Raw genomic sequence first — 14497 nt, 5'->3', positions numbered from 1 at the left:
GGGCGTGACGAGTCAGCCCTCGTCATCCTCCATGGACAGCGACACCCAGATCCCCTCAGCATCTTCACGGCTCTGGATTGCCGTCAATGACTGGCCTTCGCAGGGGCCGGCAACGCATTCGCCATTCTCGATCAGAAACAACGCCCCATGCGTAGCGCACCGGATCAGGCTGGCGCTGCTGTCGAGGAATTGATCCGGCTGCCATTCCAGGGCGATACCGCGATGCGGGCAGCGGTTTTTGTAGATGAACACTTCACCCTGACGACGTACTGCCAGCAATGCGTGTCCGCCTAGCTCGAAACCCCTGCTTTGGGCTTCGTGCAAGTGACTTGAGGTGCAAAGGAATTTCAAGAAGCCTCCACAGGCCTGTTTTTTGGGTAGACGCCTGACCTGGGTAGTCTGACAGCTTCTTTGGATTGTCGCGTTGTCGTACGCCGGGCTTGTTACAGGCTGCGTCAGTTTTTTCCTGTCTTCCTGTGGCTTTTTTCTCTGAGCATGGTGCTCACGCCTGCTGGCCTTCAAGCCCGTATATCGTTCTGCCTATGTTTTGCAGAGCGAATACGCCATGAAAGAGATGACAGCAGATGATGAGCGGCTGGCGCGTCAGGTCATAAGGCTGCTTGAGCTGTTTGCCCTCAATGCCGACGACACGGAGCAGCGCATCGTCGGCATTTGTCAGCGCGCATGGACGCCTGTGGGGCAGGTTGCCGCGGTCTGCGTGCAGCCGCGTTTCGTGTGTCTGGCACGTACCACCCTGGACCGTATGCAGGCGCATGACATCAAGGTTGTCGCCATAGTCAATTTCCCCCACGGCAGCAGCAACATTCAGTCAGTGACCTCGCAAGTTCGCGCTGCGCTGCTGTCCGGCGCGGACGAAATAGATGTCGTGTATCCCTTTCGCGCACTGCTCGGTGGGGACAGGCAGCCCGGTCTTGAGATGATATCGGCGTGCAGCTCATTGTGTGCAGGGCGGGTCAAACTCACCGCGACACTTGAAACCGGCGATCTGCGCGATTCCCAAATGATCCTCAATGCTTGCCGCGATGCGATTGTTTCGGGTGCCGACTTTATCAAGACCAGCACAGGCAAATCAGCCACCCACGTTACACCGCAGGCTGCACGGGTGATGCTCGAGTCCATCGCGGATGTCGGCGGGCAGGTTGGGTTGAAGGTTGCGGGAGGGATCCGGACGTTCGACGAGGCACGTTTTTACATGATGCTGACGCATGCCCGTTTTGGTCGGCAATGGATGAATGCCGGGCGCGTGCGGTTGGGTGGCTCAAGCTTGCTGGATGATTTGCTGGCCAGACTTGGCCTGTATGAGTCGTATGGCAATGGTTTTTGAGAGGCGGGTAGTTTTTTGAAGGACAAAAAAAGACCCGGCAAAGAGCCGGGTCAAAAACCGTGATTAGCCTGATGAGGAGATAATCTGAAAGTCCGAACCAAGGTCTTTCAGTTACCGTCCAGTCTCGCGACCGGATGTGATAATCATAACGATTCTCATTTGTAAGTCAACAGTTCTTTTGACCCTGTCCATGCTCTTCACCTGACAGCTATCCATAGGCCAAAAATGCCTTGCACGGCATAACGGCTGGCTGCGCATGGCCACGATATTTAGAGGGGGAGAGTTTCAGAAATGAAGCGACACAGCGCCAGCCTGACATGCATTGCGCATGCAGGCTGCGACGGTTTTACAGTTTTAGCGGGTGCGATAGCGCAGGCGCGTACCGAAATTTACCGACATCAGAATCTCGTCAGCCGAGAGCTCGGCGGGGAAGAACACGCCTGAAATCTGTGCGTGAGCGATGCTCGCACCTTCCATCGGCGTGTGCCGCAGGTCCAGGCCGCGAAGGTCGGCAGACCGGAAGTAGGCGTCGGTGAAATCGATACCGGCGGTGTCCAGTGCCCGCAGGTCCAGCCCTCGAAAGTCACCCCCGGCCATATCGATTGTGCCGGTTCGCGGTTTCTCCTGGTTGAAACCTTCGACATCATCTTTGCGCAGCAGCATATAAAGCGGTGAGTCGATCTGTTTGGGCTGGCTCATGATGGCCTCGGACATGTGGTTGCGTTGGAATTATGGCGCCATTATATCGCCATCATTGTGGGGCCGTGAAGCATTACCCGCTCAACGGCCATGTACCGGTTTTACAGCCCCGGCAGGCGCTGGCGCAGGTTGTCGATGAGACTGTCCAGCTCACTGCTGATGTGGGTGGCAACCTTCTTGCTGCGCAGCGTTTCCTCTGCGCTGAGCGGTTCGCGATTGGCCTGCTGGGCCTCGATGACTTCCAGGGTCGCGTCGGAAGGATCATTGTTCTGTGCCTGACGCTGGGCAAGCCAGCCAGCGATCACTGCCTGTGGAGCTTCGCAATCGAGGATCAGAAACGGCACGCCGGTGTTTTCGGCGACTTTCGCCGCTGCATCGCGCTGCTCATGCTTGAGGTAAGTGGCATCGATCACCACCGAGAAGCCCGCACGCAGGGTTATACCGGCAAGCTCGTGCAGGTGAGCATAGGTTGCATCGTTGGCTTGCGCGCCATACATCTCTTCAGCTCGCCCGGCAAACAGACGCTTGCGCTCTATGTCCGAACGCAGGCGAATGGCACCCAGCGATTCCACCAGGCGCATTGCGACATGACTTTTGCCGACGGCTGATACACCGTGGGTAATTGTCAGGAACGGTGAGGGAATGGCGCTGTAGCTTTCGGCCAGATTGGCGTAGTTGCGGTATTGACGAAGCGTCGCTGCGCGCTGTACACCGTCGGCGTCGGATGGCTGGCTGAACAGGGCCACTTTGGCACGAACCATCGCCCGATAAGCCTTGTAGAAATTCAGCAGTTCCAGGCCTGCGTAGTCGCCGGTGACTTCCAGGTATTGGCTGATCAGGCGCCGAGACAATGATTTCAGGCCACGGTCTTCAAGGTCCATTGCCAGGAAGCCGATGTCGGCGTACACGTCGGTCTTGCGGAACGGTTCGTTGAACTCGATGCAGTCAAACAGCACGACCTTGCCGTCAATCACTGTCGCGTTGCCCAGATGGATGTCGCCGTGGCATTCGCGGATGAATCCGTCGGCCTTGCGCTGAGCCAGCAGTGGCTTGAGCCGCGCAAAGCTCGACTCTGCCCACGCCTGCAGGGCATCGAGCTGTGCCAGGTCGGATTTTTCGCTGATCAGTGGACGAATCTGCTCAAAATTCTGTACCACAGGGGCCATCACGCTGTCTGGCGAGCCCAGTTCGCTTTCGGTTCCGACCTGCGGCGAGCTGAGGTGGAAGCCTGCGATCTGGCGCGCCAGTTCGTCGATATGCGCAGTGGTCACCTCGCCGTTGGCCTGCAGGGTGCTGAGCAGGCCGTCCTGTGAAAACTGCTTCATCTTCAAGGCGTATTCGATGACTTCGCCGTCGCCGCCCAATTGCGGCGCGTCGACGGTGCCGGTGATCGGCAGCACTTCGATGTAGAGGTCGTCGGTCAGGCGCTGATTGAGGCGCAGCTCTTCGTGGCAGAAATGCTTACGCAGAGCCAGCGTAGTAAAATCCAGGAAACCGAAGTTCATCGGCTTCTTGAATTTGTAGGCATACGGGCCAGTCAGCAGAACCCACGAAATGTGCGTTTCGATGAGCTGGAAATTCTCCACCGGATGTGGGAAAAGAGCAGGGTTCTGCAGGGCAGCGATCAAAGACTTGCTCACGGGCGATCCTTCAGGAATGTGTTCAAAATGTAAGTACGCGATGCCGCCATTATGGCCGCTTGGCGCGAGGCTGCAAACCGCTGACTCGGGCGTCTGTCGATCCTTGCTAAAGTGCGTATAATCCGCGCCCATGACTCGATCCCGCACCTCTCGTTCTCCTAAAAAGCAACCTCCTCGCAGCCTGAACAAGTGGCTGGGCTGGGCGTTGAAGCTCGGTATTGTCGGCCTGGTTCTGCTGGGCGGCCTGGCCATTTACCTCGATGCAATCGTTCAGGAGAAGTTCTCCGGCAAGCGCTGGACCATTCCGGCCAAGGTCTATGCACGACCGCTGGAGCTGTTCGTCGGACAGAAGCTGAGCCGCGATGATTTTCTCATCGAACTCGACGCCTTGGGTTATCGCCGCGAAAGCGTCGCGAATGGTCCTGGCGCTGCGGCGGTGAATGGCAATACCGTCGACCTCAACACGCGGGGTTTCCAGTTCTACGAAGGCACTGATGCGGCGCAGCAGGTGCGCGTGCGCTTTTCCGGTGATTACGTCGCCGACCTGTCGTCGGGCAATGGTGCCAAGCTTGCCGTGGCGCGGCTTGAGCCCTTGCTGATCGGCGGGCTTTACCCGAAGAACCTCGAAGACCGGATCCTGATCAAGCTTGATCAGGCACCGCCGTATCTGCTCGACGGGCTGGTGGCGGTCGAGGACCGCGATTTCTATCACCACTTCGGCGTGTCGCCCAAGTCCATTGCCCGGGCTATCTGGGTGAATACTTCGCAAGGGCAGATGCGCCAGGGCGGCAGTACGCTGACCCAGCAGCTGGTCAAGAACTTCTACCTGACCAACGAGCGCAGCCTGACCCGCAAGCTCACCGAGGCCATGATGGCGGTCTTGCTGGAGATCCATTACAGCAAGCAGGAAATTCTCGAGGCTTACCTCAATGAAGTGTTTGTCGGTCAGGACGGTCAACGTGCAGTGCACGGTTTCGGTCTGGCCAGTCAGTATTTCTTCAGCCAGCCGCTTTCCGAACTGAAGATTCATCAGGTGGCGATGCTGGTCGGGCTGGTCAAGGGGCCGTCCTTCTACAACCCGCGCCGCAATCCCGAGCGTGCTCTGGAGCGTCGTAATCTGGTGCTTGACCTGTTTGAGCAGCAAGGTGTGGCAACCCCCGAAGTGGTGGCCGCCGCGAAGAAATTGCCACTGGGTGTGACCAAGACCGGCACGCTCGCCGACAGCTCGTTCCCGGCTTTTCTGGATCTGGTCAAGCGCCAGTTACGCGAAGACTATCGCGATGAAGACTTGACCGAAGAAGGGCTGCGGATCTTTACCAGCTTTGATCCGATCCTGCAGATGAAGTCCCAGGCCGCTATGGACGACACGTTCAAAAAGCTCGCCGGGCGCAAGGGTGTTGATGAAGTAGAGGCGGGTATGGTCGTCACCAACCCGGAGACCGGTGAGGTGCAGGCGCTGATTGGCGGTCGCGAGGCCGGGTTCTCGGGTTTCAACCGGGCGATCGATGCAGTGCGTCCGATAGGCTCGCTGGTCAAGCCGGCTATTTACCTGACCGCACTGGAACGTCCGAGCCAGTACACGCTGACCAGCTGGATTGCCGACGAACTGTTTCAGGTCAAAGGCGCTGATGGCCAGATCTGGAAACCGCAGAACTACGATCACAAGTCGCATGGCAACATCTTTCTGTATCAAGGGCTGGCGCATTCCTACAACCTGTCGACTGCCAAGCTGGGCCTTGAACTGGGTATTCCAACTGTCTTCAAGACACTGGCCAAGCTGGGTGTAACGCGTGAGTGGCCTGCTTATCCGTCGATGCTGCTGGGTGCGGGCGGCTTGAGCCCGATGGAAGTCGCCACCATGTACCAGACCATCGCCAGCGGCGGGTTCAATACGCCGATGCGTGGTATTCGCAGTGTGCTGACCGCCGAAGGTGAACCGCTCAAGCGTTATCCGTTCAAGATCGAGCAGCGTTTCGACCCAGGTGCCATTTATCTGGTACAGAATGCGATGCAGCGGGTAATGCGCGAAGGGACGGGCAAATCTGTTTACAACGTGTTGCCAAGCTCGCTGAATCTGGCGGGCAAGACCGGCACCAGTAATGACTCGCGCGACAGCTGGTTCGCCGGTTTCAGTCAGGATCTGCTGGCCGTAGTGTGGATGGGCCGTGATGATAACGGCAAGACACCGTTTACTGGCGCCACTGGTGCCCTGCAGGTCTGGACCAGCTTTATGCGCAAGGCCAATCCGCTGCCGCTGGACATGGCGATGCCGGATAACGTCGTTCAGGCATGGGTCGATGCGCAGACAGGCCAGGGTTCTGATTCGAGCTGCCCGAATGCAGTGCAGATGCCGTATATTCGCGGCAGTGAGCCCCAGCCCGGCGCGACATGCGGCGGCGCTCCGGCACCTGCCACTGAGGTGATGGACTGGGTCAAGGGTTGGTTGAACTAGGCAATCGAGGTTTTGAAGTGAATAAATGGTGGATTCCAGCTTTAACGGCACTGGCCTTGCTGAACGGCTGCGCCAGTGTGGAACGCGGCTCGATTCCGGTCGTGGATTCGAGCTCCAAGGTGTCCAACGGCGAGCGCGCGGCAGCGTCGCGTAATGGCACTTACCGAACCAACACCGCCCCGGTTCAGCAGCCGCAAGCCGTGCCGCAGGATTCGGGTGTCGTGGTGATGGTGCCGGGCGCGGGTGGTGCCGATGCAGGGCAGAGCTTCTCTGCGCCGACCAGTCAGGCGCCGTTCAGTGTCAACACGCCGCCTGTCGACGCCGCTCCGGTCAATCAGGCCCCGATCAGCCCGGCTCCGGCGAACAACAGTTACAGCATGCCGGCTGCCTCTGCACCGACCGGGATTCCGTCCAGTGGCGGCGGTCTGTCAGAGGACGAGCAGCTTGACGGGCCGGTACTGGCGTTGCTGACCACGGCACAGCAACAGCAGAGCAGTGGCGACCTCAACGGCGCATCCTCAAGCCTGGAGCGCGCGCAGCGTGTCGCCCCGCGTGAGCCTCAGGTGCTTTATCGTCTGGCTCAGGTGCGTCTGGCTCAGGGCGACGCAGCCCAGGCCGAGCAACTGGCTCGTCGCGGTCTGACCTACGCCAACGGGCGTACCAGCCTTCAGGCCAGCCTTTGGGGGCTGATCGCCCAGTCTCGCGAAAAGCAGGGTGACGCGGCCGGTGCTGCGCTGGCTCGCCAAAAGGCTCGCTGATGGACGTACGTTTGCCTGAGGTGGCCGAGCAGTTGCTGTTGATAGAGCGCGAGTTGCGCGCGCTGGGCTGGTGGGATACGACGCCGCCCAGCGAGCAGGCGCTTGCCAGTCAGGAACCGTTCAGCGTCGATACGCTCGAGTTCGCGCAGTGGCTGCAATGGATCTTCCTGCCGCGCATGAAAGTCATCCTCGAGCGTGACCTGCCGCTGCCCAATGCGTCCGGCATTCTGGAGATGGCCGAGATGGTCTATGCCGGGCGCCTGAGTGAAACCCGGCTGCTGCAGCAGCATCTGGCACGGTTCGACCAGTTGATTACGGCCGCTCGCTGAGCCAATCCTCTAGCGACAGAATTCGCTGATGGCTTTCTCGGTTTCTTCGGTACGCGTCTTGCGGTTTTCTTCCGTAAGACGCCTCGATTCTCCTCCAACCTGCTCGCGCACTCGCGGATTGTTCTGCAACTGCGCAAGATTGGTGCGCAGGGTTTCGCAATTTTCCGCGCGTTTCGCTTCCTGAGCCTTCACCTGACTTTTGACTTTCTGGTCAATAGCGCGTTGCTGTGCAGCTCCGTCGTCCGCAGGAGTGCTGGGCGCAGAGGCTGGTGGCGGCGTCTGCACATTGATTTCCTGCACATGCTGGCCGGTGGGGGGTTGAGCATCAAAATGCGTCACGCCCTGAGCGTCGACCCACTTATAGATTGAGGCGGCCTGGCTGGTTGTGCTGAGGGCCAGTGCGGCGGCGAGAATCATCCAATGCATGTCGTGTCCTTGAGAGTCTGTGCTCACAGAAAACTACCATAACGGTGCATTTCAGTCCGAAACGGTGCGATTTCCCCGGTCCTCTGTCAAGAAAGCGCACGGATCACTTGACTTGAAGGGGGGGAATCACAACAATCCAAAGTTCGCTGTAGAAGGACTGCCAGAAGCAGACCCTCTCAGTAGATCATGAGGCGCACACCCGCGCCGACCTGTAACACCCGCAACGCGTTACCTCGCGCTGGGTGGGAATGTTCCGCAACACTCAGGGACCTCCCAATACTTGCTCAGTCAGTGCTGACGTAGTCGGCGACCACCGTCGCTCATGCTCTGCTGGCAGTAAACCTATTAAGACCCGTCCCGGAGTGGGCGGTATTCTGGCGTTTTAGAGGTGAACAACGTGGAGCTTTTATCTGGCGCTGAAATGGTCGTCCGCTTTTTGCGTGACGAAGGCGTTGAGCATATCTATGGGTACCCGGGCGGTGCCCTCCTGCATGTCTACGATGCCCTGTTCAAAGAACCGGCGGTAAGCCATATCCTTGTTCGCCACGAGCAGGCTGCCACGCACATGGCCGACGGCTATGCGCGGGCTACCGGCAAGGCGGGCGTGGTGCTGGTGACGTCCGGTCCAGGTGCAACCAATGCCATTACCGGTATCGCCACGGCGTACATGGACTCCATTCCGATGGTGGTTCTGTCTGGTCAGGTAGCGAGCACGCTGGTGGGTACCGATGCCTTCCAGGAGACCGACATGATCGGTATCTCCCGACCGATCGTGAAGCACAGCTTCATGATCAAGCACCCGTCGGAAATCCCGGAAGTCCTGAAAAAGGCTTTCTACCTGGCGCAGTCCGGTCGTCCGGGCCCTGTAGTAGTCGACATTCCGAAAGACATGACCAACCCGGCCGAGAAATTCGAATACGTCTTTCCAAAAAAAGCCAAGCTGCGCTCCTACAGCCCGGCGGTTCGTGGCCATTCCGGCCAGATCCGCAAAGCCGTCGAGATGCTGCTGGCGGCCAAGCGTCCTATCGTCTACGCCGGTGGCGGCGTGATCATGGGCAATGCGTCGGCGCAACTGACCGAACTGGCACAACTGCTCAACGCTCCGGTCACCAATACCCTGATGGGGCTTGGCTGCTATCCGGGCACGGATCGTCAGTTCGTCGGCATGCTCGGGATGCACGGCAGCTACACCGCCAACCTCGCGATGCACCACACCGATGTGATCCTGGCAGTCGGCGCGCGCTTCGATGACCGTGTCATTAACGGCGCCAGCAAGTTCTGCCCGAATGCCAAAATTATCCACATCGACATCGACCCGGCTTCGATCTCCAAGACCATCAAGGCGGACGTGCCTATCGTCGGTCCTGTCGAAAGCGTGCTGACCGAAATGGTCGCCACTTTGAAAGAGATCGGCGAGACACCTGACAAGGCATCCGTTGCCGCGTGGTGGAAGCAGATTGACGAGTGGCGCGGTGCGGGTGATCTGTTCCCGTACAACCGTGGCGATGGCACGGTCATCAAGCCGCAAGCCGTTATCGAAACGCTGTGCGAAGTCACCAAGGGCGACGCTTACGTCACCTCGGACGTTGGCCAGCATCAGATGTTCGCTGCGCAGTACTACCGTTTCAACAAGCCGAACCGCTGGATCAACTCGGGCGGTCTGGGCACGATGGGCTTTGGCTTCCCGGCTGCGATGGGCGTCAAACTGAGCTTTCCGGATGCGCACGTTGCCTGTGTGACCGGTGAAGGCAGTATCCAGATGAACATTCAGGAACTGTCGACCTGCCTGCAATACGGCTTGCCGGTGAAGATCATCCTGCTCAACAACGGTGTTCTGGGCATGGTCCGTCAGTGGCAGGACATGAGCTATGGCTCGCGTCACTCGCATTCCTACATGGAATCGCTGCCTGATTTCGTCAAGCTGGTCGAAGCCTATGGCCACGTTGGCATGCGTATCACTGACCTGAAGGACTTGAAGCCGAAGATGGAAGAAGCTTTTGCCATGACTGATCGTCTGGTGTTCATGGATATTCAGGTCGATGTGACCGAGCACGTCTACCCGATGCAGATCAAGGACGGCTCCATGCGCGATATGTGGTTGAGCAAGACGGAGCGGACATAATCATGCGCCATATCATTTCCCTGCTGCTGGAAAACGAACCGGGTGCATTGTCTCGCGTCGTCGGTCTGTTCTCCCAGCGCAACTACAACATCGAAAGCCTGACCGTTGCGCCGACCGAAGACCCGACCCTGTCGCGTCTGACGCTCACCACCGTAGGCCATGATGAGGTGATCGAGCAGATCACCAAGAACCTCAACAAACTTATCGAAGTGGTCAAGCTGGTCGACCTGTCGGAAAGCGCTCACATCGAGCGCGAACTGATGTTGGTCAAGGTCAAGGCCACTGGCGCGCAGCGTGCCGAGATCAAGCGCACCACGGATATTTTCCGCGGGCAGATCGTCGACGTGACCGCCAGCGTTTATACCGTGCAGCTGAGTGGCACGAGCGACAAACTGGACAGCTTCATTCAGGCCATCGGCACCGCCGCTATCCTGGAAACAGTACGCAGCGGCGTAACGGGCATTGCCCGTGGCGACAAAGTGCTGAGCATTTAAATCAATTAAGCAAATGGCCTGAACGGCCAAGATAACAGGGGATTTCCATGAAAGTTTTCTACGACAAAGACTGTGACCTTTCGATCATCCAGGGCAAAAAAGTCGCCATCATCGGTTACGGTTCGCAAGGCCACGCTCAAGCGTGCAACCTGAAAGACTCCGGCGTTGATGTCACTGTTGGCCTGCGTAAAGGTTCGGCTACTGTCGCCAAGGCCGAGGCTCATGGCCTGAAAGTGACTGATGTTGCTTCTGCCGTTGCTGCTGCCGACCTGGTCATGATCCTGACCCCGGACGAGTTTCAGTCCCAGCTGTACAAGAACGAAGTCGAGCCGAACCTGAAAAAGGGCGCAACACTGGCGTTCTCCCACGGCTTCGCGATTCACTACAACCAGGTTGTACCGCGCGCTGATCTCGACGTGATCATGATCGCGCCAAAAGCTCCAGGCCACACCGTACGTACCGAGTTCGTCAAGGGCGGCGGTATTCCTGACCTGATCGCGGTTTATCAGGATGCTTCCGGCAACGCCAAGAACGTTGCCCTGTCCTACGCTTCGGGCGTTGGCGGCGGCCGTACCGGCATCATCGAAACCACCTTCAAGGACGAGACTGAAACCGACCTGTTCGGCGAGCAGGCTGTTCTGTGCGGCGGTACTGTCGAGCTGGTAAAAGCTGGTTTCGAAACACTGGTTGAAGCTGGCTACGCGCCGGAAATGGCCTACTTCGAGTGCCTGCACGAACTGAAGCTGATCGTTGACCTCATGTACGAAGGCGGTATCGCCAACATGAACTACTCGATCTCCAACAACGCCGAATACGGCGAGTACGTGACCGGCCCTGAAGTCATCAACGCTGAATCCCGCCAGGCCATGCGCAACGCTCTGAAGCGCATCCAGGACGGTGAATACGCGAAGATGTTCATCAGCGAAGGCGCTACCGGCTACCCATCGATGACCGCCAAGCGTCGTAACAACGCTGCCCACGGCATCGAAATCATCGGCGAGAAACTGCGCTCGATGATGCCTTGGATCGCTGCGAACAAAATCGTCGACAAAGACAAGAACTAAGCTTTAGCTTCGCAAAAAAAAACGCGGCCAATCGGTCGCGTTTTTTCGTTATGGGTCAGGCTCTGGTATAAAGCTGCATCGTTTGCCGCCGAACCCTCGCGGCAGACCTCTGTCGAACCTTTTCATACCGCTGCAAGGTAATCTCCATGAGCGAACGTCCCGAGGAGCCCAACAAGGCCTCCGACGCTGAAAGTCTGCTACCTATCGATGAACATGTAGAAGAAGGGCATGACGCCGAAGGCCGGCAGGTCCGGCATCGCGGTATCTATCTGCTGCCCAACCTGTTTACCACTGCGAACCTGTTCGCTGGCTTTTACTCCATCATCAGTTCCATGAGCGCACAAAGCGCGATGAGCGCGGGTGATACCGCCGGCGCGAGCAAGTATTTCGCGTTCGCTGCCATTGCGATCTTCGTCGCCATGGTTCTCGACGGGCTGGATGGTCGCGTTGCGCGCATGACCAATACCCAGAGCGCGTTTGGTGCCGAGTACGATTCCCTCTCCGACATGGTCGCCTTTGGTGTGGCACCCGCGTTGCTGGCATTCGGTTGGGCATTGGGTGACATGGGCAAGGTGGGCTGGATGGTCGCCTTCATCTATGTGGCGGGCGCGGCATTGCGTCTGGCGCGCTTCAACACTCAGGTCGGCAAGGCTGACAAACGTTACTTCATCGGTTTGGCTAGCCCGGCTGCGGCAGGTGTTGTGGCCGGCACGGTCTGGGCGTTCAGTGATTTCGGGATTCAGGGTTCGAAGCTGTCGTTCCTGGTGGCCTTGCTGGTTGCGGCGGCAGGCATGCTGATGGTCAGCAACATCAAGTACAACAGCTTCAAGGAGCTGGACCTGAAAGGGCGTGTACCTTTTGTTGCGATTCTGGCCGTGGTGCTGGTGTTTGCCGTGGTATTCAGCGATCCGCCACGTATTCTGCTGCTGATATTCCTCGCCTATGCCCTGTCTGGACCGATTCAGTATCTATTGCGTCGCCGCAAGGCCTAGTCAATGATCTAATTTCCACCATACTCCGTAGTCTATTGGTGCATCAGTTCCCTGGCCTGCGGAGTCATCATGCTAATCAAGCTTCCTTCTTCGTCCGACTCCAAAGAGTCGGACGTCACGCCTGAATCCATCTATCTCTCGCGACGTACATTGCTCGGCGGCTCGCTTGCGGGTCTGGCCGTCACGGCACTGCCACGCTGGGCAAGCGCTGCAGACGCTTCGCGCTATGCGGATGTAGAGCCCGGGAAAGCGCCGGGCTGGTTTGCCGACAAGCTGCCTTCTACAAAATGGCAGGCGGTCAACGTCAAGGATGAGGCGATCACGCCGTTCAAGGACGCGACCCACTACAACAACTTCTACGAGTTTGGTACCGACAAGGGCGATCCGGCAAAGAATGCCGGTTCCTTGCAGACCGAACCGTGGAGCGTCGTGATCGATGGCGAAGTCGGCAAGCCGGGCCGCTATGTGCAGGAAGACTTCATGAAGCCTTATCAGCTGGAGGAGCGGATCTACAGGCTGCGCTGCGTCGAAGCCTGGTCGATGGTCATTCCCTGGATGGGCTTTCCTATATCTGCACTGCTTAAGCAGGTAGAGCCGACCTCTAAGGCCAAATACATTCGCTTCGAAACGCTTGAAGACCCAAAGTCCATGCCTGGGCAACGCTCTGACTTTGCCCTCATCGACTGGCCGTATGTAGAAGGACTGCGGCTGGATGAGGCGATGAATCCATTGGTGATTCTTGCGGTGGGCATGTATGGGCGTGAGTTGCCTAATCAGAACGGCGCGCCGCTGCGTTTGGTGGTGCCTTGGAAGTATGGCTTCAAGAGTGTGAAGTCAATTGTGCGTATCAGTCTGGTCAGTGAGCAGCCGAAGACCACATGGCAAAGCATTGCGGCAAATGAGTACGGCTTCTATGCCAACGTTAACCCAACGGTGGATCACCCTCGTTGGACTCAGGCCCGAGAGCGTCGCTTGCCGAGCGGCCTGTTCAGTCCGAATCTGCGCGACACGAAAATGTTCAACGGTTATGAGGAGGAGGTGGGTGCCTTGTATGCCGGTATGGATTTGCGGAAGGACTATTGATGCGATACCCGTTCTGGCGTCTGGCTGTATTTCTCGCCGCGTGCGTTGCGCCGGTCTGGTGGCTCTATCAGGCATGGATCTTTGCCTTGGGGCCTGATCCGGGCAAGGTTCTGGTAGAAGATTTCGGGCTAGCGACTCTGGTGATGTTGCTGATCACAATGTCCATGACGCCTTTGCAGCGCCTGACCGGCTGGCCGGGATGGATCGTTGTCCGTCGTCAACTGGGGTTGTGGTGTTTTGCTTATGTAGTGCTGCACATGACGATGTATGCGCTGTTCATCCTCGGGCTGGATTTAGGCCAGTTGGGCGTAGAGTTGGTAAAGCGTCCCTATATCATCGTGGGTGCGTTGGCGTTTCTCGGGCTGCTGGCTTTGGCTGTGACGTCCAATCGCTATAGTCAGCGTCGACTCGGAGCGCGCTGGAAGAAGCTACACCGGCTTATATATGTGATTCTGGGGCTGGGCTTGCTGCACATGTTCTGGATTGTCAGGGCTGACCTTAAGGAATGGGCGCTGTATGCGGGGATAGGCGCGTTCCTGTTGCTGCTGCGGATTCCAATGATTACAAGGCGAATCCCGCGTCCTGGAGGCTCTGCCGGGACAGGATCGAAGAAAGTTCAAAATAACGGTTGACGCCCTCTGTGATCTGTCTATAATTCGCCCCACTTCCGGCGCAGACGGAAACGAAAAATCCTTGTAGATCAATAGTTTACAAGGATTTGGAGTGAAGAGTCAGCGAGGAAGTAGGTCGAGTCAGCAGTGATCGACAGCGGTGAGAAAAAAGAGTTTGACACGCGGTTGTAACGCTGTAGAATTCGCCTCCCGCTGATGAGCAACTGAAGAGTTGATCGAAGCGCAAGTGGTTGAAGTTGCAAAGGAAACTTTGAAAGCTTCTTAAAATAACCGCTTGACAGATACAAGAGACGCTGTAGAATGCGCGCCTCGGTTGAGACGAAAGCTCTTAACCACCCGCTCTTTAACAACTGAATCAAGCAATTCGTGTGGGTGCTTGTGGTGTCAGACTGAAGTCAACAGATTATCAGCAGCCCAAGTTACTCCGCGAGAAATCAAAGATGTAACCAACGATTGCTGAG

At 57.7% G+C, this 14497-nt stretch carries 14 protein-coding genes; 10 read left to right on the top strand and 4 right to left on the bottom strand.

The genetic code is table 11. The features are described 5' to 3' along the window. Nucleotides 1-12: 12 nt before the first annotated feature. Nucleotides 13-351 (bottom strand): Rieske (2Fe-2S) protein, encoded by a 339-nt coding sequence (locus AC4ANE_RS23655; protein WP_002552066.1) that lies wholly within the window; start codon nucleotides 349-351, stop codon nucleotides 13-15. Between the two features lie 214 nt (nucleotides 352-565). Between AC4ANE_RS23655 and deoC the strand changes: the two genes are divergently transcribed. Then, nucleotides 566-1345, top strand: a complete 780-nt coding sequence (gene deoC, locus AC4ANE_RS23650) for a deoxyribose-phosphate aldolase (protein ID WP_002552067.1) — start codon at nucleotides 566-568, stop codon at nucleotides 1343-1345. Nucleotides 1346-1699: 354 nt separating this feature from the next. On the opposite strand, the gene AC4ANE_RS23645 is transcribed toward deoC, so the two are convergent. Next, nucleotides 1700-2044, bottom strand: a complete 345-nt coding sequence (locus tag AC4ANE_RS23645; RefSeq protein ID WP_002552068.1) for a pentapeptide repeat-containing protein — start codon at nucleotides 2042-2044, stop codon at nucleotides 1700-1702. A gap of 101 nt (nucleotides 2045-2145) precedes the next feature. Beyond that, nucleotides 2146-3684 carry a bifunctional aminoglycoside phosphotransferase/ATP-binding protein gene (locus AC4ANE_RS23640; RefSeq protein WP_002552069.1) on the bottom strand — a complete coding sequence of 513 codons (1539 nt, stop codon included), beginning with the start codon at nucleotides 3682-3684 and terminating at the stop codon, nucleotides 2146-2148. A gap of 130 nt (nucleotides 3685-3814) precedes the next feature. On the opposite strand from AC4ANE_RS23640, the gene mrcB reads away from it, so the two are divergent. The 3 genes from mrcB to AC4ANE_RS23625 are packed head-to-tail and all read left to right on the top strand — an operon-like array spanning nucleotide 3815 to nucleotide 7223. Beyond that, nucleotides 3815-6136 carry a penicillin-binding protein 1B gene (mrcB, locus tag AC4ANE_RS23635; RefSeq protein ID WP_002552070.1) on the top strand — a complete coding sequence of 774 codons (2322 nt, stop codon included), beginning with the start codon at nucleotides 3815-3817 and terminating at the stop codon, nucleotides 6134-6136. Nucleotides 6137-6153: 17 nt separating this feature from the next. Continuing rightward, nucleotides 6154-6894 carry a tetratricopeptide repeat protein gene (locus AC4ANE_RS23630; RefSeq protein ID WP_004658615.1) on the top strand — a complete coding sequence of 247 codons (741 nt, stop codon included), beginning with the start codon at nucleotides 6154-6156 and terminating at the stop codon, nucleotides 6892-6894. Then, complete coding sequence (locus AC4ANE_RS23625; RefSeq protein ID WP_002552072.1) at nucleotides 6894-7223, top strand: YqcC family protein; 330 nt, start codon at nucleotides 6894-6896, stop codon at nucleotides 7221-7223. Before AC4ANE_RS23630 ends, AC4ANE_RS23625 begins: the two co-directional genes overlap by 1 nt. 9 nt (nucleotides 7224-7232) lie before the next feature. On the opposite strand, the gene AC4ANE_RS23620 is transcribed toward AC4ANE_RS23625, so the two are convergent. After that, entirely contained in the window at nucleotides 7233-7649 is a 417-nt protein-coding gene (locus AC4ANE_RS23620; RefSeq protein ID WP_002552073.1) for a DUF4124 domain-containing protein, read from the bottom strand. A gap of 397 nt (nucleotides 7650-8046) precedes the next feature. Here AC4ANE_RS23620 and AC4ANE_RS23615 point away from each other — a divergent pair, with 397 nt between their 5' ends. From AC4ANE_RS23615 to msrQ, 6 genes are all read left to right on the top strand, one after another. Further along, entirely contained in the window at nucleotides 8047-9771 is a 1725-nt protein-coding gene (locus AC4ANE_RS23615) for an acetolactate synthase 3 large subunit (protein WP_002552074.1), read from the top strand. Between the two features lie 2 nt (nucleotides 9772-9773). Further along, complete coding sequence (gene ilvN, locus AC4ANE_RS23610; RefSeq protein WP_002552075.1) at nucleotides 9774-10265, top strand: acetolactate synthase small subunit; 492 nt, start codon at nucleotides 9774-9776, stop codon at nucleotides 10263-10265. Nucleotides 10266-10312: 47 nt separating this feature from the next. After that, nucleotides 10313-11329 (top strand): ketol-acid reductoisomerase, encoded by a 1017-nt coding sequence (gene ilvC / locus AC4ANE_RS23605; protein WP_002552076.1) that lies wholly within the window; start codon nucleotides 10313-10315, stop codon nucleotides 11327-11329. Nucleotides 11330-11475: 146 nt separating this feature from the next. Then, a complete protein-coding gene (gene pssA, locus AC4ANE_RS23600) occupies nucleotides 11476-12321 on the top strand; it encodes a CDP-diacylglycerol--serine O-phosphatidyltransferase (RefSeq protein ID WP_002552077.1) in 846 nt (281 codons plus the stop codon). Nucleotides 12322-12390: 69 nt separating this feature from the next. Continuing rightward, nucleotides 12391-13404 carry a protein-methionine-sulfoxide reductase catalytic subunit MsrP gene (gene msrP / locus AC4ANE_RS23595; RefSeq protein WP_460408551.1) on the top strand — a complete coding sequence of 338 codons (1014 nt, stop codon included), beginning with the start codon at nucleotides 12391-12393 and terminating at the stop codon, nucleotides 13402-13404. Continuing rightward, nucleotides 13404-14036 carry a protein-methionine-sulfoxide reductase heme-binding subunit MsrQ gene (gene msrQ / locus AC4ANE_RS23590; protein WP_031598457.1) on the top strand — a complete coding sequence of 211 codons (633 nt, stop codon included), beginning with the start codon at nucleotides 13404-13406 and terminating at the stop codon, nucleotides 14034-14036. The genes msrP and msrQ overlap by 1 nt, the downstream gene beginning before the upstream one ends. Nucleotides 14037-14497 lie beyond the last annotated feature (461 nt).

This window comes from Pseudomonas sp. Pme6b (genome assembly GCF_058129925.1).
This window is presented reverse-complemented; position numbering and strand designations above follow the sequence as displayed.